The sequence below is a fragment of the Pseudomonas sp. WP18 genome (assembly GCF_036689585.1).
Classification (GTDB): Bacteria; Pseudomonadota; Gammaproteobacteria; order Pseudomonadales; family Pseudomonadaceae; genus Aquipseudomonas; species Aquipseudomonas chlororaphis_E.
Window position 1 is genome coordinate 2391576 of the sequence record NZ_CP144758.1, and the last position, 22251, is coordinate 2413826.

21 protein-coding genes are annotated in these 22251 nt (G+C 61.4%); 10 read left to right on the forward strand and 11 right to left on the reverse strand.

Features of this window, described 5'->3' with window-relative positions:
- Positions 1–4 precede the first annotated feature (4 nt).
- Genes V5F23_RS10840 through V5F23_RS10855 form a run of 4 tightly spaced genes read right to left on the reverse strand, consistent with a single transcriptional unit; the run spans position 5 to position 4038 of the window.
- Positions 5–2101 (reverse strand): chemotaxis protein CheA, encoded by a 2097-nt coding sequence (locus V5F23_RS10840; RefSeq protein ID WP_338498358.1) that lies wholly within the window; start codon positions 2099–2101, stop codon positions 5–7.
- A 39-nt stretch (positions 2102–2140) separates the two neighbouring features.
- Complete coding sequence (locus tag V5F23_RS10845; RefSeq protein WP_047735595.1) at positions 2141–2425, reverse strand: STAS domain-containing protein; 285 nt, start codon at positions 2423–2425, stop codon at positions 2141–2143.
- 15 nt (positions 2426–2440) lie between these two features.
- A complete protein-coding gene (locus tag V5F23_RS10850) occupies positions 2441–2809 on the reverse strand; it encodes a response regulator (protein WP_042730627.1) in 369 nt (122 codons plus the stop codon).
- 11 nt (positions 2810–2820) lie between these two features.
- On the reverse strand, positions 2821–4038 hold the full coding sequence (locus V5F23_RS10855) for a methyl-accepting chemotaxis protein (RefSeq protein ID WP_042730628.1): 1218 nt from the start codon (positions 4036–4038) through the stop codon (positions 2821–2823).
- Positions 4039–4434: 396 nt separating this feature from the next.
- Between V5F23_RS10855 and V5F23_RS10860 the strand changes: the two genes are divergently transcribed.
- Both V5F23_RS10860 and V5F23_RS10865 read left to right on the forward strand, forming a co-directional pair.
- Entirely contained in the window at positions 4435–5784 is a 1350-nt protein-coding gene (locus V5F23_RS10860) for an MATE family efflux transporter (protein WP_338498360.1), read from the forward strand.
- Positions 5785–5851: 67 nt separating this feature from the next.
- Positions 5852–6517, forward strand: coding sequence for an HAD family hydrolase (locus tag V5F23_RS10865; RefSeq protein ID WP_042732876.1), 666 nt, complete (start codon positions 5852–5854; stop codon positions 6515–6517).
- 15 nt (positions 6518–6532) lie between these two features.
- Here the strand turns inward: V5F23_RS10865 and V5F23_RS10870 are convergent, their stop codons facing one another.
- Positions 6533–7423, reverse strand: coding sequence for a LysR family transcriptional regulator (locus V5F23_RS10870; protein ID WP_042732875.1), 891 nt, complete (start codon positions 7421–7423; stop codon positions 6533–6535).
- A gap of 167 nt (positions 7424–7590) precedes the next feature.
- On the opposite strand from V5F23_RS10870, the gene V5F23_RS10875 reads away from it, so the two are divergent.
- The 4 genes from V5F23_RS10875 (at position 7591) to V5F23_RS10890 (ending at position 12821) form a co-directional block, all read left to right on the forward strand.
- A complete protein-coding gene (locus V5F23_RS10875; RefSeq protein ID WP_123578827.1) occupies positions 7591–8673 on the forward strand; it encodes a 4-oxalomesaconate tautomerase in 1083 nt (360 codons plus the stop codon).
- A gap of 44 nt (positions 8674–8717) precedes the next feature.
- A complete protein-coding gene (dctA, locus tag V5F23_RS10880; protein ID WP_212803659.1) occupies positions 8718–10043 on the forward strand; it encodes a C4-dicarboxylate transporter DctA in 1326 nt (441 codons plus the stop codon).
- 131 nt (positions 10044–10174) lie between these two features.
- Positions 10175–11479 (forward strand): citrate:proton symporter, encoded by a 1305-nt coding sequence (locus tag V5F23_RS10885; RefSeq protein ID WP_047735584.1) that lies wholly within the window; start codon positions 10175–10177, stop codon positions 11477–11479.
- 88 nt (positions 11480–11567) lie between these two features.
- The gene (locus V5F23_RS10890) at positions 11568–12821 is read left to right on the forward strand and encodes an OprD family porin (protein WP_042728866.1); all 1254 of its coding nucleotides are present in this window, start codon (positions 11568–11570) and stop codon (positions 12819–12821) included.
- Between the two features lie 42 nt (positions 12822–12863).
- On the opposite strand, the gene V5F23_RS10895 is transcribed toward V5F23_RS10890, so the two are convergent.
- The gene (locus V5F23_RS10895; protein WP_234407960.1) at positions 12864–13475 is read right to left on the reverse strand and encodes a TetR/AcrR family transcriptional regulator; all 612 of its coding nucleotides are present in this window, start codon (positions 13473–13475) and stop codon (positions 12864–12866) included.
- A gap of 109 nt (positions 13476–13584) precedes the next feature.
- On the opposite strand from V5F23_RS10895, the gene V5F23_RS10900 reads away from it, so the two are divergent.
- From V5F23_RS10900 to V5F23_RS10915, 4 genes are all read left to right on the forward strand, one after another.
- Entirely contained in the window at positions 13585–14589 is a 1005-nt protein-coding gene (locus V5F23_RS10900) for a hypothetical protein (protein WP_042728865.1), read from the forward strand.
- Positions 14590–14745: 156 nt separating this feature from the next.
- Complete coding sequence (locus tag V5F23_RS10905; protein WP_202595564.1) at positions 14746–14961, forward strand: hypothetical protein; 216 nt, start codon at positions 14746–14748, stop codon at positions 14959–14961.
- Positions 14928–15743 (forward strand): hypothetical protein, encoded by an 816-nt coding sequence (locus V5F23_RS10910; RefSeq protein ID WP_338498368.1) that lies wholly within the window; start codon positions 14928–14930, stop codon positions 15741–15743. The genes V5F23_RS10905 and V5F23_RS10910 overlap by 34 nt, the downstream gene beginning before the upstream one ends.
- Before the next feature lie 318 nt (positions 15744–16061).
- On the forward strand, positions 16062–16694 hold the full coding sequence (locus tag V5F23_RS10915; RefSeq protein ID WP_042728864.1) for a response regulator transcription factor: 633 nt from the start codon (positions 16062–16064) through the stop codon (positions 16692–16694).
- A gap of 64 nt (positions 16695–16758) precedes the next feature.
- Here the strand turns inward: V5F23_RS10915 and V5F23_RS10920 are convergent, their stop codons facing one another.
- The 5 genes from V5F23_RS10920 to V5F23_RS10940 form a co-directional block, all read right to left on the reverse strand.
- Positions 16759–18384 carry a hybrid sensor histidine kinase/response regulator gene (locus V5F23_RS10920; protein ID WP_338498370.1) on the reverse strand — a complete coding sequence of 542 codons (1626 nt, stop codon included), beginning with the start codon at positions 18382–18384 and terminating at the stop codon, positions 16759–16761.
- A 259-nt stretch (positions 18385–18643) separates the two neighbouring features.
- Entirely contained in the window at positions 18644–19141 is a 498-nt protein-coding gene (locus V5F23_RS10925) for a hypothetical protein (protein ID WP_080922032.1), read from the reverse strand.
- A gap of 466 nt (positions 19142–19607) precedes the next feature.
- Positions 19608–20279, reverse strand: a complete 672-nt coding sequence (locus tag V5F23_RS10930; protein WP_144419369.1) for a hypothetical protein — start codon at positions 20277–20279, stop codon at positions 19608–19610.
- Positions 20276–20638 carry a response regulator gene (locus V5F23_RS10935; RefSeq protein WP_047735571.1) on the reverse strand — a complete coding sequence of 121 codons (363 nt, stop codon included), beginning with the start codon at positions 20636–20638 and terminating at the stop codon, positions 20276–20278. Before V5F23_RS10935 ends, V5F23_RS10930 begins: the two co-directional genes overlap by 4 nt.
- A gap of 83 nt (positions 20639–20721) precedes the next feature.
- Positions 20722–22137 (reverse strand): ATPase domain-containing protein, encoded by a 1416-nt coding sequence (locus V5F23_RS10940; RefSeq protein ID WP_042728860.1) that lies wholly within the window; start codon positions 22135–22137, stop codon positions 20722–20724.
- Positions 22138–22251: the final 114 nt, after the last annotated feature.

Below are 22251 nucleotides of genomic sequence, written 5' to 3' on the forward strand. Positions count from 1 at the left end.
AGCGTCAGCGAGCAGTGGCTTGTTGAAATTGAGTGGTGTAGCGGTTTTCTATCTGGGCGATCTGGGTCAGCAGCGCGGGAATGTCGAGAATCAACGCCACGGCGCCGCTGCCCAGGATGGTCGAGCCGCTGATGCCGCGCAGGGCGCCGAACAGCTTGCCCAAGGGCTTGATGACGGTCTGGAATTCACCCAGCAGGTCATCCACCACCAGCCCGGCCTTGAGTTCGGCGTAGCGCACCACCACCACGTTCTGCCGGCGCGAAGCCGGGCCTTCGTGGTTGAAGTGGTCGCGCAGGTAGACCAGCGGCAGGACTTCACCGCGCAGGTCCAGGTAACCCTGCTCGCGGCTGGCGATCCCGTCGTCCTCGCTCAGTTCGACGCACTCCTGGACCATGTCCAGCGGGATGACGTAGGTGGACTGGTCGATGCCCACCAGAAAGCCGTTGATGATTGCCAGGGTCAGCGGCAGGCGGATGCGCACCACGGTGCCTTGGCCTGGCTGGCTGTCCAGGTCGACGGTGCCGCGCAGCAGGGTGATGTTGCGCTTGACCACATCCATGCCCACGCCCCGTCCCGACAGGCTGGTAACGGCCTGGGCGGTGGAGAAGCCCGGTTCGAAGATCAGGTTGTAGATCTCCTGGTCGGTGGGGTTGGCGCCGGGGGACACCAGCCCGCGTTCCTGGGCTTTTTCCAGGATTCGGTCGCGGTTCAGGCCTGCACCGTCGTCGGCGATTTCCAGCACGATGTTGCCCGAGTCGTGGTAGGCGTTGAGGTGCAAGTGCCCCTTGGCCGGCTTGCCGGCCGCCAACCGCGCCTCGGCGGTTTCGATGCCGTGGTCCATGGCGTTGCGCAACAGGTGCATGAGCGGGTCGCCGATCTTTTCCACCACGGTCTTGTCCAGCTCGGTTTCGGCGCCGTTGATGATCAGGTCGATGTCCTTGCCCAGTTCCTGGCTGACGTCGCGCACCACCCGGCGGAAGCGGTTGAAGGTCTCGCCAATGGGGATCATGCGCAGGCGCAGGGCACCGTCGAGGATCTCCTCCACCAGGGCGGACACGCTGGAGGTGGATTCCTGCAACGGTGCGTTATGGCAGGTGCGCGCCAGCAGGCTTGCGCCGGCGCTGGCGATGACCAGTTCGCCCACCAGGTTGATCAACTCGTCCAGCTTGTCGGCGTTGACCCGCACATAGGCGCCGTCCTTGGCCTTGTTGTCGGTTGTCGTCGGTTGTTTGTCGAGGGCGACCCGGGAGGCCGTCCGCGGGGTCTTGCGCTGGTCCGGCAACAGCTCGCCGGTGGTGACCAGCGCGGTGTTTTCCTCGGGCTGTTCCGGCTGGGTCGTGACCAGGCCGGTATTCGCCGCAGGCGCGGCATCTTCAAGGGCGATGATTTCGATGACGCAATCTTCGCGGACAAAATCGAAGACTTCGTTGATCGCCTGATGGCTGGCCGCCGAGCTGAATTCGATGTCGAAGCCCAGGTAGCAGGATTCGGCGTCCCAGGCTTCGATGGCAGGCAGGGCGTCCGTCAGGGTGCTGATCTCGACGACTTCACCGAGGGTTTGCAGATAACGCAGGAACGACAGCGGGTCCATGCCATTGCGAAATACCTCCTGGCCGAAGCGCAGGGAAATGTGCCAGAGGCGCAGTTCGCCGGAGGCGTGCGCGGCGCTGCTGCTGGCTGCCGTGGGTGTGTCGGTGGAGGGAGGCGCCTGGTATTCCTGCAGCACCTGGCACAGCTCCATCTCGCGTTTCAACGCTGGGGGCGTCAGTGTCCCGCCCTGGTTGGCCACCACGTTGATCAGCTCCAGCATGTGATCGCTGGACTTGAGCAACACGGCGATCAGGCCGGTGTCCACCTCGACGCTGCCATTGCGCAGGCGATCGAGCACGTCTTCGACGATGTGGGTGAAGCTGACGATCGGTTCCAGGCCAAACAGCCCGGCCGAGCCCTTGATGGTGTGGGCTGCGCGAAAGATCGCGCCGATGGCGTCATCGTCGCCCGGGTTGGTTTCCAGTTGCAGCAACGACTCCTCCATCGCCTGCAACTGTTCCCGTGCCTCGACGATGAAGGTCTGTTGTGCCTGATCGAGATTGATGCTCACGCTCATATCCTTTGTCGTGTCGGGCCGCAATGCAGGGGCCTAGGCCGGCAGGTTGCACAGCTCGAGTGTTTCGGTGACGGCTTTGCTGCGACCGGTAACGGTCAGGTGGGTGCCGGCCTTCGGCGCCTCGCGCAGCACCATCAGCAGCAGTTGCAGACCGGCGCCGTCCATTTCAGTGACCTGTGACAGATCCACCTCCATGCGCGGCGTGGCCCCCAGGTGGGGCAGCCACTGTGCGGACAGGTCGGCGGCGGTGTAGATCGTCAGCTCACCGTCAATCTGCACCTGCGCGGTGTCATCGACGGTTTCGTACAACAACGGCATTGCAGCCTCCGGCCCTCAGGGCAGAATCAGTTTGGACACCGCCGCCAGCATCTGCGCCGGTTGGAACGGCTTGACCACCCAGGCCTTGGCCCCGGCCGCCTGGCCTTCCTGCTTCTTCGATTCCTGGGACTCGGTGGTCAGCATGATGATCGGCGTGAACTTGTAGCTGGCCAGCTTCTTGACCTCCTTGACGAAGGTGATGCCGTCCATGTTCGGCATGTTCACGTCGCTGATGATCAGGTGGACTTTCTGACCGGTCAGCTTGCCCAGCGCGTCCTTGCCATCGCTGGCCTCGATCACGTCGTAGCCGGCACTTTTCAACGCGATGCCGACGACTTGCCGAACGCTCGCCGAGTCGTCGACAACCAATACACTTTTAGCCATGAACGGCTCTCCTAGAAGAAGGTTATTTCCTGTGAAGCTTGCTGCACGCTCGAGTCGCCGTGGTGGTTGCGGCGTTGCTCGTCGGTGGCATAAGTGGTTTCCATGCGCGCCAGCCATTGGCGGGCATCGATGGCGACGGCTTGGTCGGGCGACTGGCTGGCCTGCTGCAGGTGCACATGCAGGTCTTCGATGTTGTCGCGCACGTGGCTGAGGATCTGGCTGACCCGATCCTGGAATTGCAGGCTGACCAGCACTTCGGTGAGTTCGTCGCGGATCCCGAAGCTTTCCTGTTGCAGCAGCTCGGCCGAATCGGCCAGACGTCCGGTCACGCTCTTGAAGCGCTCCAGCACGCGCTGGATGCTTTGCTCGGAGGCACTGACCGAATGGCTGTCCTGGTCTGCGCCGCTGGAGGCGGCCTGGACCAGTTGGGTAATGGCGGTGTTGATGATGTCGACCTTGGCCGACATCTGCTGGCCGGTCTCGCTGGACTTGCTCGACAGGCTGCGCACGGCGTCGGCCACCACCGCAAAACCACGCCCGGCTTCACCGGCACGGGCGGCTTCGATGGCGGCGTTGAGGGCCAGCAGGTTGGTCTGGGCGGCAATCGCCGCGACGTCGGCGGCCATGGTCCGCAGCTCGCCAGTGTAGGCGGTCAGGTTGCGCACCTGGGCCAGGGTTTCATCGCGGCTGGTCTGGGCCGTTCTCAAGATGTCGATGAGTTGGACCAGCTCGCTTTCACTTTGGGCGAGCACCTGCACGGCACCGCCGCTGCCACTGCCGGCCAGTTCGCCGGCGGCTTGCTGCGAGGCTTGCACGGTGTCTTCCAGGCGGGAGGAGATACCGGTGAAGCGGCTGGTCAGCGAGACGATCGCGGTTTCGGTCTGCTGCCGGGAGCTCTCCACTTGCTTGGCCCAGATCGGCATGGCGCCCAGGACCACTTCGTTGAGTTGCGTGTTGGAGTGGTGGGAGCGCTGCTCGCTGGCGTGCCGTTCATGCTGGGCAGTGGCCGCGGCGAATGCACGGTCGAACTGCCGGCGCTGCGTCCGCGCGCCCCACACGCCCGCGGCAATACCCAAGGCCAGGATCACCGCGCTCAACGCAATGTTCTGCCCGCTCAGGCCATTGAGCAGCAGCACGCCGATGCTTGCGACGGCGGCCACGAGCACGGGGTTCCAGAGCAGGCGTGGTTGGATAGAGGTAAAGGAATGACCGTGTGAATACGACGTCATGGTTCGGTCCTTGAACAGTGTTGCTACAGGTTATTGGCGAATAACTGGTTATCTGCGACCCCTGGTCAGACTTGAAGACCAGTCGTCCGATTCCGACCGCTGTAGGCAATGACCTACGCAGCGCGTGGCACTGTGCTATCTCAGACTAGACGCTGTCTCCCAATTGTCGAGTCGGACCGACGAAGCCATTTGTGCACGCGATCCCCTGTGGCGAGGGGATTTATCCCCGATGGGCTGCGAAGCGGCCCCACACCTGACGACTCGGTACGAGAGATGTATTGATTTCAGCTTGTCAGGGTCGCTTCGCAACCCAACGGGGATAAATCCCCTCGCCACAAGTGCCGATTGCGCTAAATTACCTGGCATTGGATTTTGAACCTGCCCTCATGAGTTCCCATGCTGCCAACCCCGCCCCTCTGGAAAACCTACCTGCTGTTCCTGGCCCCCATGGTCCTGTCCAACTTCCTGCAATCGATGTCCGGCACGTTCAACAGCATCTACATTGGCCAGATGCTGGGCACCCAGTCCCTGGCGGCGGTGTCGGGGATGTTCCCTATCGTGTTTTTCTTCATTGCGCTGGTGATTGGCCTGGGTGCGGGGGCAGGGGTGCTGATCGGGCAGGCCTATGGCGCCGGCGAAACCGGAACGGTCAAGGCGGTGGCCGGTTCGACGTTGCTGCTGGGGGCGATCATCGGCTTGGCGGCGGCGGTGCTCGGCAGTGTTTTCGCGCGCCAGGCGTTGCAGGGGTTGGGGACCCCGGCGGATGTGCTGGACGAGGCCGTTTCGTATGCCCGAGTGATGATGTGGCTGTTGCCGATGCTGCTGGTGTTCGTGCTGTTCACCCAATTGCTGCGTGGCGTGAGCGATACGCTGTCGCCGCTGTTGGCGTTGCTGGTGTCCACCGGCGTCGGGCTGCTGCTGACCCCGGCATTGATCCGGGGCTGGCTGGGGTTGCCGCAGATGGGCATCCAGAGTGCGGCCCTGGCGGGCCTGGTGGGCACGGCCTCGGCCATGGTTATGCTGGCCTGGCGCCTGAACCGCCGTGAGCACCCTTTGGCGCCGGATCGCGCGTTGTTCGCGGCAATGCGCCTGGACCGCGAGATCCTCGGCAAAGTGTTGGGCATCGGTTTGCCCACCGGGTTGCAGATGGTGGTGATCTCGGTGTCGGAGCTGGTGATCCTGGCGCTGGTCAATCGCCACGGTTCCCAGGCCACGGCGGCGTATGGCGCGGTGACGCAGATCGTCAATTACGTGCAGTTCCCGGCGCTGTCGATCGCCATCACCGCGACGATCCTGGGCGCCCAGGCCATCGGCGCCGGTCGGCTGGAGCGGCTTGGGCCGATCCTGCGCACCGGGCTGCTGGTCAACGTCTGGCTCACCGGCGGGCTGGTGGTGCTGGGGTATCTGTTGTCCCATTGGCTGCTGGGGTTGTTCATCACCGATCCGGCGGCGCGGGTCCAGGCCGAACACCTGTTGCACATCATGCTTTGGAGTTTGCTGGTGTTCGGCTTCCAGGCGGTGGTCGGCGGCATCATGCGCGCCAGCGGCACGGTGCTGGTGCCCGTGGCGATCTCGATCTTCTGCATCGTCGGGGTGGAGGTGCCGGTGGCTTACCTGCTGGACGCACACTTCGGCCTGCAAGGCGTATGGATGGCATTTCCGGTGGCTTACCTGAGCATGCTGTTGCTGCAAACGGTGTACTACAAGCGGGTCTGGCAGCATCAGCGAATCGAGCGGCTGGTATAGCCCAGGCAACCCAAGGCCCCCACAAGGGCGGCGCTTTTTTTTGCAGTTTGATAACCCAAGGATTCCCATGTCTGTACAGCACTCATCCACGGCCTACCGCGCATTCCTTTTCGACATGGATGGCACGCTGCTCAATTCTATTGCCGCCGCCGAGCGGATCTGGACCCGCTGGGCCCAACGTCACGGTGTGGACGTGGCCACGTTCCTGCCGACGATCCATGGGGTGCGCGCCGTCGACACCATCGCCCGCCAGCACCTGCCGGGCGTGGACGCGGCGGCCGAGGCCGAGCAGATCACCCGGGAGGAAATCGAGGACGTCGAGGGCGTGGTGCCCGTGCCCGGTGCGCTGGCGTTCCTGCAAAGCCTGCCGCCGGCGCAATGGGCAATCGTCACTTCGGCGCCCATGGCGTTGGCCTTGCGCCGCATGGAAGCGGCCGGGATACCGCGTCCGGCGGTGATGGTCACCGCCGAAGACGTAAGCGATGGCAAGCCCGACCCCACCTGCTACCGACTGGCCGCAGAACGGCTCCAGGTGAAGCCAGGGGAGTGCCTGGTGTTCGAGGACGCCGAGGCCGGCATTCGCGCGGGCGAGGCGGCGGGAGCGAACGTGATGGTGGTGACGGCGACCCATACGCACCCGATGGACACTGTCCACGGGCAGATCCGCGACTATCGCGGGCTGGGCGTTCTCCTGGAGGACAACGGATCGATGCGCCTGAGCACCACCCCATAACCCACAGAGGCAGGATCATCGTTCCCATTGTTCGAGCAGGATCGAGACGAATTTTTCCGCCGCCGGTGACAGCGATGCTCCCCGTCGATACACCAGCCCCAGCGACCGGTTCACCACCGGTTCGATCAGCGGGACACTGACCAGCGTGGGGTGATCCTCGGCCGGCATCGCCAGGCTCGGCATGGCCGAGACGCCGAGCCCGGCCTCCACCAGGCCCAGCGATGTCGACAGGTGCTGGACCTCATAGAACCACTGCGGGCGCCAGCTCAAGCCCGATAGCGCGTGGTCCAGCAGCATCCGGTTGCCGCTGAGGCGACCGACACCGATAAGGCGGTAATGACTCAGTTCCGACCAGGTCACCGCGCTGCGCTTGGCCAATTCATGATCGCGGCGGCACGCCAGGACAAAGGGCTCGTTGACCAATGGCACGAACTCTATGTCGGGGTGCTGGCCGCTCATCATGTTGATGCCGAAATCGGCTTCGCCCCGCAGGACCGCCTCCAGCCCTTCGTTGGCGCTGAGATCCAGCAGGCGGATGCGGATCTGCGGATAGCGTTCGTTGTAGAGACGGATGACCGAGGGCAGGAAGTAGAAGGCCGCGGTCGGGATGCAGGCGAGGGTAACCCGGCCACTCTGCCGCTCGGCGAGTTCGCGGATGTTGAGGATCGAGTCGTCGAAATCATCCAGCAAGCGCCGGGCCTTGGGCAAAAAGTCCCGGCCCACGCTGGTGAGGCTGACCCGTCTTGTGGTGCGGTCGAGCAGGGCGGTGCCCAATCCTTCCTCGAGTTTTTTCATCCGGCGGCTTAACGCCGGCTGGGACAGGTGCAACGCATCGGCGGCTTCATGAAAGCTTCCCAGTTCGGCGATTTTTACGAAAGAACGAATGTCGTTGAGTTCATATTGCATCGTTTTGTCCCGCTGAAAAGAACTTGTTCGCGCGTGGGAGAATCGCCAGTAGTCATGCATGAAATGAAATAATGGCGCTGATATTTGCATTGGAAACAATTTTTAAAGGCTGCGACTCTTGCAATCAAGACATCAATTGCTCCGATTGATCAACAAGAGTCTGTGTTATGCAACGAATTCCCTGTGTGCTGATGCGCGGTGGTACCTCCAAGGGCCCGGTGTTCCTTGCCTGGGATCTGCCCGTGGCGATCGAAGAACGTGACGAGCTGCTGCTCAATCTGATGGGCTCCGGCCACGAGCTGGAGATCGACGGTATCGGCGGTGGCAGCCCGCAAACCAGCAAGGTCGCCATCGTCAGCCCCTCGCTTCACCCTGACGCCGATGTCGATTACCTGTTCGTCCAGGTGATGGTCTCCCAGCGGCGGGTCGACACGGCGCCCAATTGCGGCAACATGCTGTGCGCCGTCGGCCCGTTTGCTGTGGAGCAGGGGTTGGTGAAGGCGTCTCAGGAGCGTACCCAAGTGCGCATTCGCAACCTCAACACCGGCACGTTCGTGAACGCCGAAGTGCTGACCCCCGGCGGGAAAGTCAGCTACGAAGGCGACACCGCCATCGACGGCGTCCCTGGCACGGCTGCGCCGGTGCAGCTGACGTTCCTCGATGCGGCGGGCAGCAAGACCGGTAAGTTGTTCCCGACCGGAAACAAACAGGACGTGATCGACGGTATCCCCGTGACCTGCATCGACATGGCCATGCCGATGATGATTGTCGAAGCGGGCCAATTGGGTAAGCGCGGCGACGAAAGCCCGGCAGAACTGGATGCCGACAAGGAGTTCCTGCGCCGCCTGGAGTCCCTGCGCCTGCAAGCGGGTCTGGCGATGGGTCTGGGTGATGTCAGTGACAAGGTCATCCCCAAGCCGGTGCTGGTCTCGCCGGCCAAGGCGGGCGGCACCGTCCAGGTGCGCTACTTCATGCCACACAACTGCCATCGGGCGCTGGCGATCACGGGCTCCATTGGCCTGGCCACCGCTTGCGTCACCGAGGGCAGCGTGGTTGCGCAGTTGCTCGGCGAGGCCCGCGAGCCGCGCTTGAAGCACGTGCGCATTGAACACCCCAGTGGCGGTATCGACGTTGTATTGTCCTACACCGGCGCCCGGGGTGAGACGATTCGTGCCTCGGTGGTGCGGACGTCACGCAGGCTGTTTTCCGGTTATGTCTACGCCACGGCGCCTCAACGACTCGTCGGATAGCTTCCCCGATCGTTGCCGTTTCCTGCATCAGCACAATTCTAAAAATGGGTGATGCCATGAAAGTTGTAAAATCGCTCTACTTCCAGATTCTGCTCGCCGTGCTGTTGGGTGTGCTGGTCGGACATTTCTGGTCGCAGCAGGCGATCGCCCTGAAGCCGCTGGGGGATGCCTTCATCAAGTTGATCAAGATGATGATCGCGCCCGTGGTGTTCTGCACGATCGTCACCGGCATCGCCGGCATGAGCGATAAACGCTCCCTGGGTCGCTTGTTGAGCAAGACCATGCTGCTGTTCCTGGGTCTGACCGTGATCAGCCTGATCATCGGCCTGGTGGCGGTGTACCTGTTCAAGCCCGGCGTGGGCATGAACATCGACCCGACCCAACTGAGCACCAAGGGTCTGTCGCAGTACACCGATTCCGCTGCGAAGCTGGGCGTCGTCGAGTTTTTCATGCACATCATTCCCGACACGTTCCTCGGCGCCTTCAACAAGGGTGAAGTGCTGCCGGTGCTGTTCATCGCGGTGCTCTCGGGTTTTGCCTTGTCGGCCATCGGCGAGCGCGGCAAGCCGGTACTGGACGTGCTGGAATCCGCCTCGCACATGGTGTTCAAGATTTTTTCCTACCTGATGCGCTTCGCCCCGATAGGTGCCTTCGGCGCGCTGGCGTTCACCGTTGGCCAATACGGCATCACCTCGCTGGGTTCCCTGGCCAAGCTGATCATGACGCTGTACATCGCCTGTGCGTTCTTCGTCATCGTGGTGCTGGGGGGCATCTGCCGCGCCCACGGGTTCACTCTCTGGAAACTGCTGCGCTACTTGCGCGAAGAATTCCTGGTGGTGCTCGGGACATCTTCCACCGAACCGGTCATGCCGCGGATGCTGGAAAAACTGCAGGCGCTGGGGTGCAAGAAAGGCGTGGTGGGCCTGGTGCTGCCAACCGGGTACTCGTTCAACCTCGACGGCACGGCGATTTACCTGTCCCTGGCGGCGGTGTTCATTGCCCAGGCCTGCAACATCGACCTCACGCTCGGGCAGACCGTGACGATGCTCGCGATCATGCTGTTGTCCTCCAAGGGCGCGGCCGGCGTGACCGGTTCCGGTTTCGTCGCCCTGGCGTCGACCCTGACGGTGATCCACGACATTCCCTTGGCGGGCCTGGCCTTGCTGATCGGCATCGATCGCTTCATGTCGGAAGCCCGGGCTTTGACCAGCCTGGCCAGCAACGCGGTCGCCACGGTGGTCATCTCCATCAGCGAAAACGCCTGCGATCGCGACCGGTTGCTTCGCACGCTGGACGGTAAGCCGGGAGCCTCGGTCGGCCAGGTCCAGGCTCACACCTGGGAACAGCCGAAGGTCACCAAACCCGTCTAGCCGTTTCCGCTAGCCCTTCACCCTGCCTCATAAAACTTCCGCCAGGCGCCGTTCATCGTGCCGCCTGGCGGGTTAGGGGCCGTGCGCCTTGGCGTCGGCCACGCTACTCATAAGAACAAGAGATCAAACCTATGCTCGCATTGCTTGGCTTGGCCATGGTGGTCGTCTTCACCGTTTTGATCATGACCAAACGGCTGTCACCGATTGTCGCCCTGACCGTGGTGCCCATCGTTTTCGCTGTCCTGGGTGGGTTTGGCGGCACCACCGGCAAGATGATGCTCGACGGCCTGAAAATGGTCGCTCCGTCGGCGGCGCTGCTGCTGTTCGCGATTCTGTTCTTCGGCCTGATGATCGACGCCGGACTGTTCGATCCGCTGATCCGCAAGATCCTCAAGCGGGTCAACGGCGACCCGATGAAAATTGCCGTCGGCACTGCGCTGCTGTCGTTGATGGTGGCCCTGGACGGCGATGGCACCACCACCTACATGATCACCTGCGCGGCCATGCTGCCGCTCTACAAGCGCATCGGGATGAACCCGATGATCCTGGCGACCATTGCCATGCTGTCGCTGAGCATCATGAGCGGCATGACGCCCTGGGGTGGGCCTGCCACCCGCGCGATTGCAGCGCTGGGTCTGGATGCCGGCGAATACTTCGTGCCCTTGCTGCCCACCATGATCGGCGGAGCGATGTGGGTGGTCTTCACCGCATTCCTGCTGGGGCGCGCCGAGCGCAAACGCATCGGCAATATCCAGTTGGAGAGCGGCGGCGGTAACTGCTACATCAAGGCGATCCTCGAGGACACTCCTTACAAGCGCCCGAAATTGGCCTACGTCAACCTGCTGCTGGTCATCGCGGTGATGGTGGCGTTGGTGATGGGGATCATGCATTCGGCGATCCTGTTCCTGATCGGCTTCGTGCTGACGCTGATGATCAACTACCCGCAGCTGGATATTCAGAAAGAACGCATCCTGGCCCATTCGGGCAATGCCATGACCGTGGTGCTGCTGGTGTTTGCGGCAGGCATCTTCGCCGGCATCTTCTCCGGCACCAAGATGGTCGATTCCCTGGCACAAACCCTGGTCGACTGGATCCCACCGTCCTGGGGTCACCTGTTCCCGCTGGTGGTGGCGATTACCAGCATGCCGTTGACCTTTGTGCTGTCCAACGACGCCTATTACTTCGGTGTGGTGCCGATCCTGGCCAACGCGGCGGCGGCCTATGGCATCGATCCGGTGGAAATCGCCCGGGCCTCGATCCTCGGCCAACCGGTGCACCTGATGAGCCCGCTGGTGGCGTCGACCCTGTTGTTGGTCGGTATGGTCGACCGCGACATCGGCGACTTCCAGAAAGCCACCGTCAAGTGGGCCGTGCTGACCTCACTGGTCATTACCGCGCTGGCCCTGCTGACCGGAGCGATCAGCCTCTTCACCTGATTCACCCAACCTGCTGTTTTTTCTGCGCGCCTGCCCGGTCAGGCGCGTGCTGTCCTGCACCCCAAATAACAACAATGAGTAGTGAGCCATGAGCACTTTGCATACCCAACGGGCGCTGTTTTCCCTTCTTGGCCTGTTGCCGCTGGCGAGCGCCAGCGCCGAAGGATTGATCGATGACAGCAAGCTCAAGCTGCAACTGCGCAACGTCTATTTCAATGAAAATTTCCGCGACGAACACGGCATGAGCGCGCGCGCGGCGAGGACGGCGAAAAGCGAGCGAACCGAATGGGCCCAGGGGTTTTTGCTGGACTACCAGTCAGGGTTCACCCCCGGCACCCTCGGGGTGGGTGTTGATGCTTTGGGGCTGCTCGGGGTCAAGCTGGATTCCGGTCGCGGCCGCAGCGGCACCGGCTTGTTGCCCGTGCATGACGATGGCCGCGCGGCTGACGAATTCGCCAGCCTCGGCCTGACGGCCAAAGCGCGCCTGGCCAAGACCACGATCAAGTACGGCACGCTGTTGCCGAAGACGCCAGTGCTGATCTACAACGATGCGCGCCTGTTGCCGCAGACCTACCGGGGCACCCAGGTCAGCAGCGTCGACATCCAGGACCTGACGCTCACTGGCGGCTACCTGGATCGATTCAAGTTGCGTGATTCCAGCGACAGCATGCCGATCGTCCCCGACGGCTATAGCGGCGACAAATCGGGCGACTTCAGCTACGCCGGCGCCGAATACAAGCTCGGGAAGAACGTTCGCCTGAGTTACTTCTACGGTGAGCTGGAAAACTTCTACCGACAGCACTTCGCCGGGATCCAGCACGACCTGCCCTTGGGGTGCGGTGTGCTGACCAGCGACCTGCGCTATTTCAACAGTGTCGACAGCGGTTCTGCCTACGGCGGCAAGATCGACAACACGATGCTGAGCGGGCAATTGTCCTATGCGATCGCAGGCCATACCGTGGGCGGCGGCTACCAGGTGCTCAATGGCGATGCCGGCCTGCCGTACATCAGCGGTGCCACGGTCTATTCGTTCAGCAACGCAGGCATCGGGAAGTTCATCGAAGAGGATGAAAAGACCTGGATGCTCAACTACGGCTACAACTTCGCCGCACTCGGCGTCCCTGGCCTGACCTTTTCGACACGCTACCTGAGTGGCAACGACGGCCAGTCCGACACGGCGATCAAAGAGTGGGAACGAGACGCCGAACTGGCTTATGTCGTGCAGCAAGGTACGTTCAAAGGCCTGGGCGTGCGGTTGCGCAATTACGTCTACCACGCCGACTACGCCCGTGGACGAGACAGCAACCGGATCTACTTCACCTACGACATTGCACTCTGGTGAATGCGTTGCGGCCCGCGACGCCGGCGGGCCGTGATTACGCTGTCATTCGGCCTCCCGCAACGCCCCTCGGATAAGCGAAGCGAATGCCTGCGTCACGTCATCCTTGTCATGCCGTCCTCGTACCAGGGCCCCCGCCAGCGCTTCGCCCGCGCCGACCAGCCCGGTGCAGCGACGCTCCAGCTCAACGGCTGACAGCGCGGCGTGGGGCTTGAGCACGCTCGTGAACATCTGCACGCAGTTATCCAGCAGCTCCTGGAAAACCGCTGCCTTTTCGTCGCTGCCTGCCAGCGCCGCGCCCACGGCATAAAATTCGTCAGTGTTGTCAGCCGCGCACTGGATGTAGGCACTGGCCAGCAGTTGGGCAGTGTCTTCCAGCGTCCGGGCGGAACCGGCCATGGCGTCACGGAATGCATTGACCCGTTCGGTATCGATCCATTTATAGAGTTCGATCAGCAGGAGCGAACGGGTACTGAAATGATCGTAGACCACCGGTTTCGACACCCCCGCACGCACCGCCAGATGCCCCAGGGTCAGGCGGTCGGCGCCTTCCTCGCGCACGATCAGTAAGGCGGTATCCAGCAACTGTCGCCGTCGTTCGGCCTTCGAAAGCCGGCGGGTGGAAGACGTGGCCGGGGGCTCGATGTCTGTTTGCACTTCGTCGCTCCAGGTGAAAAAACCTACCAATGGTAGGTGGTGAGGTGTAAGGTCATGGTTGTTCGCCTACCAATGGTAGGTTTGGTTCCCAACGCTAGGAGAACATACCATGTCTATTGATCCTATTCTGTTTATGGGCGGCTCTGGCGCCATCGGCCATCATTCTGCCCAAGCACTGCGCGCGGCCCATCCCGGCGTACCGCTGCTGATCGGAGGGCGCGACCTGGGCAGGGCCCAGCGGGCCGCAGAGCAGATCGGCGGGGCCCAGGGCGTGCTGATCGACGCTGCTGCGGATGACCTGGGACTCGGCGATCGTCCCGTGAGCGCGGTCGTGGTGTTCTACATGGATCATGCCCTTGCGGGGTTGCGCTTCGCCCAGCAACGGGGTGTGCCGCACCTGAGCATATCGTCCGGCATCTTCGAGATCGCCCCGGAAATAGCCACCTACATGCACAGGCCTGATGCCGCGCCCATCGTCCTCGGATACGAGTGGATGGCCGGCGCCACGACAGTGTCGACCTTGAGTGTCGCCAAGGGGTTCAGCCGCGTACGCGACATCAGGATCAGCGCGTTGATCGATGAGCAGGACACTGGCGGCCCGACGGTGGCAACCGACTTCGAACACTTGAACAGGATGCTGCCAGCCGCACTGACACGGCGCGAAGGGGTGTACGTCTGGCGTGAAGGCGAAAAGGCCAAGGCGCGTTTTCAAGCGGTGGACGGCAGGGCGATCGACGGCAGCGGTTTTTCATCCATCGACGTCGTCGGTCTGGCGGCTGCCACGGGCGCAGCCGATGTGCAATTCAACATGGCCATCGGCACGAGTTCGACCCGGCACCAGGGCGGTCCGATGTCGACCGAAATCATCATCGAACTGGCGGGCGAGGATCAGCAGGGCAAGGCGCTGCGTACCCGGCATGCGCTCGTGCACCCGGCGGGCACTGCACCGCTGACTGGCCTCAGCGTGGCCTTGCTCCTGGAACGGCTGTTGGGGCTCGATGGGCAACCACCCACTGCGCCCGGCCTCTATTTCCCTTATCAACTGCTGGACGCCGTGACGTACCGGCAGCGCCTGGAGAAGGAGGGCGCAACGCTGCGAGAGTTGCCCTTGTAACGGCTGTCTGGGGACGGGGCAACCTGGAGACACCTTGAGGCCGCTTGCCGCCCCATGAAGCTGTCAGTGCTGCCTGATAGCGTGGGTTGGCGGCTAACGCTGCCCAGGGGCAATAGTACAGTTGGACTATTGCCGGACTGGGAGTGGTCTGGCCTGATGGAGCGCCCATCTCTCGACCTGAGGTCAGGACAAGGATATGGCAGCACGCCGGACATCGCCGATTTCGGCCAGGTGCCATTCTGGAGCGGCCAGCGCCTGGAACCCGTGCAAGGCTGGGTCTGGTCGCCGCATATCAGCACCGCACCAGACAAGGCATTCTCGGACCTGGAGTTGGCTGCTTGCACGCTGAACCCAACAAGGAAACGTTCTTGAAAAACTCACCTGCCAAACAATCTGATCTGGATGCTGCTCACTCCAAGCGTACCTCGACGGCATTGGTCTGCTTCGCCCTTGCCGTTTGCGGCGCGGGAATCCCTGGCCTCGTCATGGCTGATGCGACAGCGACGTCGACTGATTCATCTTCGGCCGCGTGTGTGAACGAAGCAGACTTTCGTGCCGGTACGGTGGTGGAGTCTGAAAGCCGTGACAACCTGTCGCCCGCGCTCAGCCGCAGCAAGACCGAGACGCTGGGGCCGCAAGCGTTTGCCGGGGTCACGCCGGTGGCTTCCTCACACACGTCATACCTGAACGGCGCGCCGTTCTTCTTGACGACGACATTTGCCGAAGTCAGGGACGGCCAGCTGATTCGCTATGGCGATCGGCATAGCGCGGGCGCCTCGCTGGTGACCACCACCTACCATCCCGCAGCCGCCGTGCCGATTGATCTGCAACCCGGGCAGACGGTCGACGTTCGCTACAAGAGCCAGGCAGTCAGTGCCGGCGCGACGGTTGAGTATGACGTCACGGAGCAACTGACCTACAGCGGCCGTGAGACCCTCACCACGGCACTCGGCACGTTCAACACCTGCAAGTTCACCAATCGGATTTCGGTGGGCTCGGCGGCGGGAGCACAACCCGCGCCGGTCGTCGTCCATAACTGGTTTCCTGCCGAGGGGCCTTATCGAGGACAATCGATCAGGGCTGTCACGCCCGCGGCCAATGGCGTGACGGAGCGGATCACTGAAGTTGTAAAGATGCAGTATCGAGCGCAATGACTTTGGCTTGCCCCAAGGCTGAATTATCTAACGGTCACTTCACTGGATTAACAACGCTATTCGCCTCGACCGGGTGTTGTGAACTGAACAACAACCGGTAAAAGGAATGCCCCCGGTCTGCGCAATGATAGGGCAATAATGCGAGCGGATAATCAATTGCCTGGACGGCATGATGGCACTTTAAGTTCATGTCGTTTCACTAATTGAAAGCCTGACTAGTACAAGTGTGCTAGTTCAGGTGTTCTATATCTTAAGTCACAAGACTCGGACATCATCGGATCGTTTTTCTATTCGAATGGATGTCGTGTGTTGTGTGATATGAATTGCCGAATTATCGTGGCAGATGAGCATCCGCTGTTTCGCGAAGGCCTGATGGTATTGCTTGAACGTTTGATACCCGCTGCAATGATCGAGCAAGCAGGTAATCTGGAAGAAGTACGAACGTTGATCGCGCAAGGGCGTCCCGTCGATACATTAATTCTTGAAATTCGTCTTCCCGGATTAAACGCCATTAGTGAGTTGGCTCAACTGCGTCAGGAGTTGAGACATGTCAAATTAATAGTGGTGTCGACCATTGATGACGGTGATGTCGTTGGCCAAGTCATGGATGCCGGCGTAGATGGGTTTGTTGGCAAGAGCCTCTCTTCGGAAGAGGTGGGCAAGGCCATTGTCGACATCCTGGAAGGCAAAGTGTTGGTCAAGTACGAGTCCTCCAGCCTGCTGCCCCTGGATGTGAACGATGATATGAGCCGACTGACCTCCCGGCAGAGGGAAGTCTGGCGGCTGATCGCCCAAGGCAAGACCAACAAGCAGATCGCCGCGCTGCTTGAAATCTCGCCTTTCACGGTGCGAATCCACGTTTCGTCCCTTATCCGTGCGTTGAACGTTCCCAACCGGGCGGTGGCCGCCGCCCGTTATGCCGGGCGCCAGACGCAGGACGCTTCGCCTTAGCCGAGGGGTAGGCCTTGAGTCGTCTTTGGCGCCCACAAGCCCGGGGCCGCCACCGGCCAGCTGACTAGGGGCGCATCGGACTCCCGTCCTGGCGATCCATGAGCTTGACCAGTTCGAGCAAGACAGCGCGCAGCTCCGGCGGGCGCACGGGCTTGGCCATCACCGAGATGTTCAGGTTGTGCAGCGACTGGCGTATCCGCTCGATCTCATGCCCGGTGATGACCAGCGCCGGGACTTCCCAGCCGCGCTGCTCGCGTATGGCGGCGATGCATTCTGAGCCGGAGATTTTCGTCCCGAGGTCAAAGTCGGCAATGATGATGTCGCAGTCACTGGTCAGCCCCTCGCCATCGCTGTGGCTTTCCACCTGGCAGCCCCATTTCTCCAGCAGCGCCGAGGTCGCCATCAGGACGTTGGCGTCATCCTCCACCAGGCAGACCCGCAATCCATTCAGGCGCTCATGCAATGGGGCCGCCCTGGGTGTGTTCGGGGTCTTGGGCGTGGCGGGCTCCAGGCCGCCGATGGTCACCCTGGTGCCTTGTCCCACGCGGGAACGGATGTGGATGTCGACATCGAGCAATTGGCTGATTCGCTTGACGATGGACAGGCCCAGGCCGAGGCCTTCGACGTCCTTGTCGCGGACATGGCGCACGCGATAGAACTCGTCGAACACGTGGGCCAGGTGCTCGCTGGCGATGCCGCGCCCCTTGTCGTAGATGACCACCGCCAGGCGGCTGGCCTGGCGTCGCACGCCGATCAATACGGGCTGGCCGGGGGCATATTTGAGGGCGTTGGACAAGACGTTCTGGACCATCGTCGTGAGCAGCCCGGGATTCACCGCGACCCAGTAAGGGCAGGGGCGCAACCGCAACTCGACGCCCGCCCAGCGTGCGGCTTCGGTGTTCTGCTTGACGACATCCTGCAACAACGCTCCCAGGTGGACGGTGTCCGCCTGGGGCACCAACTTGCCGTGATCCAGGGTGTAGATGTCCAGGATCGAACGAAACAGCTGCGACACGGTATGCAATGAGCGGTCGATGTTATCGACCAGGCGCAGCTCTTCCAGCCCCAGTTTGGCGTCGCGCAGGCAGGCGGTGAACAGGCCGATCGAGTGGATCGGCTGGCGCAGGTCATGGCTGGCCTGGGCCAGGAATCGGGATTTTTCCTGGTTGGCTGTGATCGCTTCCTCCGAGGCGATGCGCGTGCGCTTGAGCAGGATGTGCGCATAGGCGGGTACCACGATGGTGGTCACGATCAACATCAGGAACATGTACGGCTGGGTGCGCCAGAAGGCGTTGAGCCAGAAAATCAACACCAGGGTCAACAGCGCGATGGCCGTGGCGAGCGCCAGGTAGCGGGAGCCGAAGCGCATGCCGTTGCCCAGGGTCACCCAGAGCAGTGCCGCATAAATAGGCAAGGCGCCTTCGCCGCCCAGCACCATGGCGAAGGCGATGCCGGCGTAATCGTGCAGCATCGTGAAAAGGCGCCGCCAGAAGAAGTGCCCCGGCCAGCGCTTGATGATCATGCGCAGGAAGATCGAGACGACGAAGAACGTCGAGATGTAGATGATGATGGGGATGTAGCGCGCATTCCCTCCGCCATCCAGTCCCTCCAGGACGACGATGTACAACCAGGCGCAGGCACTGACGACCAGGCGGAGCGTGGCTTGGTCGAGTTCGCTGTTTTTTTCCATTGGCCTTGATCCCCTCATGAACATCGACAGGTGCGTTCGGCGATGCTCGGCATTATGGTTTAGCCATGGTCGATGCAGGTAGGCGCACGGGGCCGCGGATGGACAGCCGGCGTCATGACCCGGACTGGTCGGGGGAGGCTGGCCAGTGGTTCGGCTGCCAGATGTGCGGTTGGAGACGGCAGGTTCGCCGTCCCCAACGTTCGATGAGGGTGCTGACGGATACCGGTCGTTCGGGGGCGGGGCCCGAACAGGTCACTCCTTAATAGACCCGGTAGTACTTCACGACATCGTCGATGAAGTAGATGATCAAGGTCGAACCTTGGCTTTGGCTCTGTGGCTTCTTGTTGCCGGTCACGCTGGTGACATCATTGGCCACGCCTTGGGCTTTCGAGAGCTGCGCCGAGGTGTCGTACATTTTCAAGCTGGTTTCGGTGGAAACGTATTTATGGGCCAGCTTCATGTACTTATCCAGACCCTCTTCGCTCTTTTCGTATGTCCAGTTCGACTCGTTGCTGGTACTGGTCGAGTTGAGCTCTTCACTGCTCGGAGCGCCAAACATTTGATTGATCTGATTTTTTGTTGTCTTGCCCGGCGTGATCTTTTGCTTGAGGTAAGCAATGTCATATTTATTAGCGCCCGAGTTCAAGGAGTTCATCGAACTCATCAGGTCACCGGTGTTGGCGCAACCGTGGAGGGCGCCGACCAACACGCACAGGGCTATTCCGTTCTTTAATGTTTTTCCATACGTGAGGGACATAATACTTACCTTAGTGATTGCAGCCTTTCCATTTGAACCGGGTAGGCGTTCAAGTTACGCCAGGCGTGCGAACCTGGCATCGATTGTGATTAATCGAATTTGCCCGACCTAACGTTTTAATCGCGCAGCACCGCGCGCCACGATCATCAGTGCGTTGATTGGTTTTTATACGCGGTTGACTGTTTGGCAGCGCGTTGCGGAGCCTTTACAGCTTAGGGGGGGAGATAGGCCTGGCGCCATAGTACAAGTGTGCTATGGGACGAGGCAGGGGGAGGGAAAACAATATCCTGGCCAGGCGTCTTTCACGCTTGAAGTTGCATGGCCATTAAAGTGCTAGTTATCAGGTTGTTGTGTGAGTAATCCAGTATGCATGGAGCGTGAGTATGCTGGCGATCAAAGACAAAGCGTGTTGGCGTCGCACCGGTATCTTCGTCTTGCCGCGGCGCTGCTGTCCGTGGGACAACCCTCAAGCGAGACGGCCGATGGCGCGCGCCAGATTGGCCCGTGCCTGCTGCTCGAACGCATCGAAGTACGCCGCGTTGGTGTAGATGCGCTCGCGCGCCAGAAACCCTTCCAGGACCTGACGCCGCTTCCGGCGGTATAAAAACGAGGGCACATGGCGGTATTCGCGCCGCACTTGTTGGTCGTATTCCTCGAAGCGCTCGAACGGGGCGCCAAGGATCGCCAGGTCCGTGTCCACCAGCACCGCTTCGTCGACCGTCGCGGGGGCGCCGTCGTGTCGCGTCACCATGATCAGGTCTTGAAGCCTGCGTCGGGTGGCTTCGTCCAGACCGCTATCGCGTGCCACCGTGTCCAGCCATTGCGCGCTGCGCAGTTCGTTGTCGTGGCGAAGAGGGTCGTAGATCGCGTCGTGGAACCACAAGGCGAGGTCAACCTCGGCAGGGGCCTGACAGGCCGCGTCCACGCAATCGCGCACTTGAAGGCATTCCTCCAGATGCTGGCAACTGTGGTACGCGCGGTGCGGTTCGCGGTAGTGGCGAATGAGCGCTTCGTGCGTCTGGCGCGACGCGCATTCGACCCCAAGCTGCGCCCAGACACGGGCCCAGGCGGCAAAACCCAAACGCTCGGACACGTCGGGCTCGGCGCTTGCCTGACCAGAAGTCGATGGCGGCTTCAATCCAGTGTCACCAGGGATTTTACGATGGAGATGATGCCGTCGATCTCAAAAGGCTTGGCGACGACACGGGCAAACAGATCGGCACGCTCCAACCCCAGGTGAGCCTGTGCACCGCTCATCAATATGATCGGTATGGCGGTGAGGTGCGCTCTGTTTTTAACGGACTCGGCAAACTCGATCCCGGTCATGGCCGGCATCATGAAGTCCGTGATGATCAAGTCCGGCCGTTCCCTTTCCAGGATTTCCAGTGCCTTGACCGCGCTACCCGCGGTAATCGCAGCAAACCCTTCGTCCTCAAGGGCAAAGCTGAGGATGTCGGCGATCAAGTACTCATCATCGATAATCAGGATCGTCTTCATTTTTCAACCACGCGCCAAGGCCACCCTCGAAACCTGGAGCGAAACACATGCGTTGATCGCCAGCTCGTTGCCACTCGCATTTTTCAGACCTTTCTGACGACGATTCCGGCATTGCCCATGACCACCTCAAGCAACGAGAGGTCATAGGGGTTATCCCTGATCTTGAGAATCGAGAGTTGCCGTTGAAGTTCAGTACCGTTGCGTCCGAACTGGATGAGTAACAGGTTATCCATCACGCTGGAAAGTTCGGGCACTGCCAGGACGAACTGATCACTGAACATGCGCTGGATTTCCCACGACGCGATGACCGTCACCCCGCGAGAGCGCAATTCGCCCAGCACGGCGGTGAAGACTTCGAGCACGCGTGTTTGATCGACGGCGACCCTGCCCATGGCCACCAGGCTGTCGAGGAACACACGCCTGATTCGCTTCTGCTCGACGAGGGCGAGCAGTTCGTACGCCACGCGGTCGATCAGGCCCGTCGAAGCGGAGTTCCACACCAGGTGCAATGCCCCGGTTTCTTCCATCCCGGCAAAATCGTGGCCGAGCGCCCTGGCCTTCATGCGCATGCGTTGCGGAGATTCGTGGAAGCCAAAATACAGGCCTGGTTCCTGGGGGGTGGAGCCGGCCAGGAATTGCGCGCCGACGGAGGTTTTGCCCGCACCGGACGGGCCCATGATCAGCGTGACCGACGACGTCATCAGCCCACCGCCGATCTGCGTGTCCAGCGATGGAATTCCGCTGCTGATCGTCTCCATGTGGTCGCTGTCCCTGAGGGCGGGGTGGGTCAGGACACTTTCGATGCGAGGGTAGATGGTGATGCCTTTCTCGGTGATCTCGAATTCGTGGGGACCGGTGATCGCGCCGCTGCCACGGGTCTTGCGCAGTTTTATCCGGCGAACGGATTTGCAGTCGATGATCTCTTCGCCCATTTCGATGACACCGTCGACCATGGTGTGTTCGGGGCTGCCGTCGTCGAGCTGGGAACTGGTGAGGAACAGTACGGTGCAGCCGGCAAAGGCTGCATGCCCTTGCAGCTCGGAGATGAACTGCTTGGTGTCCAATGGCGTTTCCGCTTTCGAGCGGGCGTTGAGCAAGCCATCGAGGATCAGCAGGCTGGATTTCTGCCGGCTGATTTCCCGGCGCAACAGCTTGACCACTTCGTCCAGCCCTTCGTTTTCCAGCGTATCGAACGCGCTGACGAACTGGATGTTTTGGTTGACCTCTTCCTTTTTGTAGAAGGTCAGCGTGGACAGGAACTGGAAGAGCCGGTCATGGGGTTCGGCCAGCAACGTGGCGAAAAGCACGCGGCCGCCATGGTCGATATGGTTGAAGCCGATCTGGTTTGCCAGGATGGTCTTGCCCGACCCTGGCCGCCCTTGAATGATGTAGGACGAGCCGGCGATGAGGCCTCCCTTCAACAGCGTATCGAGGCCATCAATCCCGCTCTCAAGGCGTTTAAGCTGTTTCAACTCTGGTCCCTCTGCGCTGATCTTCATCGAGATTCGGATGGTGCGCCGCTCATTCACGGCGCGTCTCGTATGCAAAGGTTGTAGTGTAACCCTGCCACACGGTTTTACGGCTCAATGTTTATGGATATGCATGGAGACTGC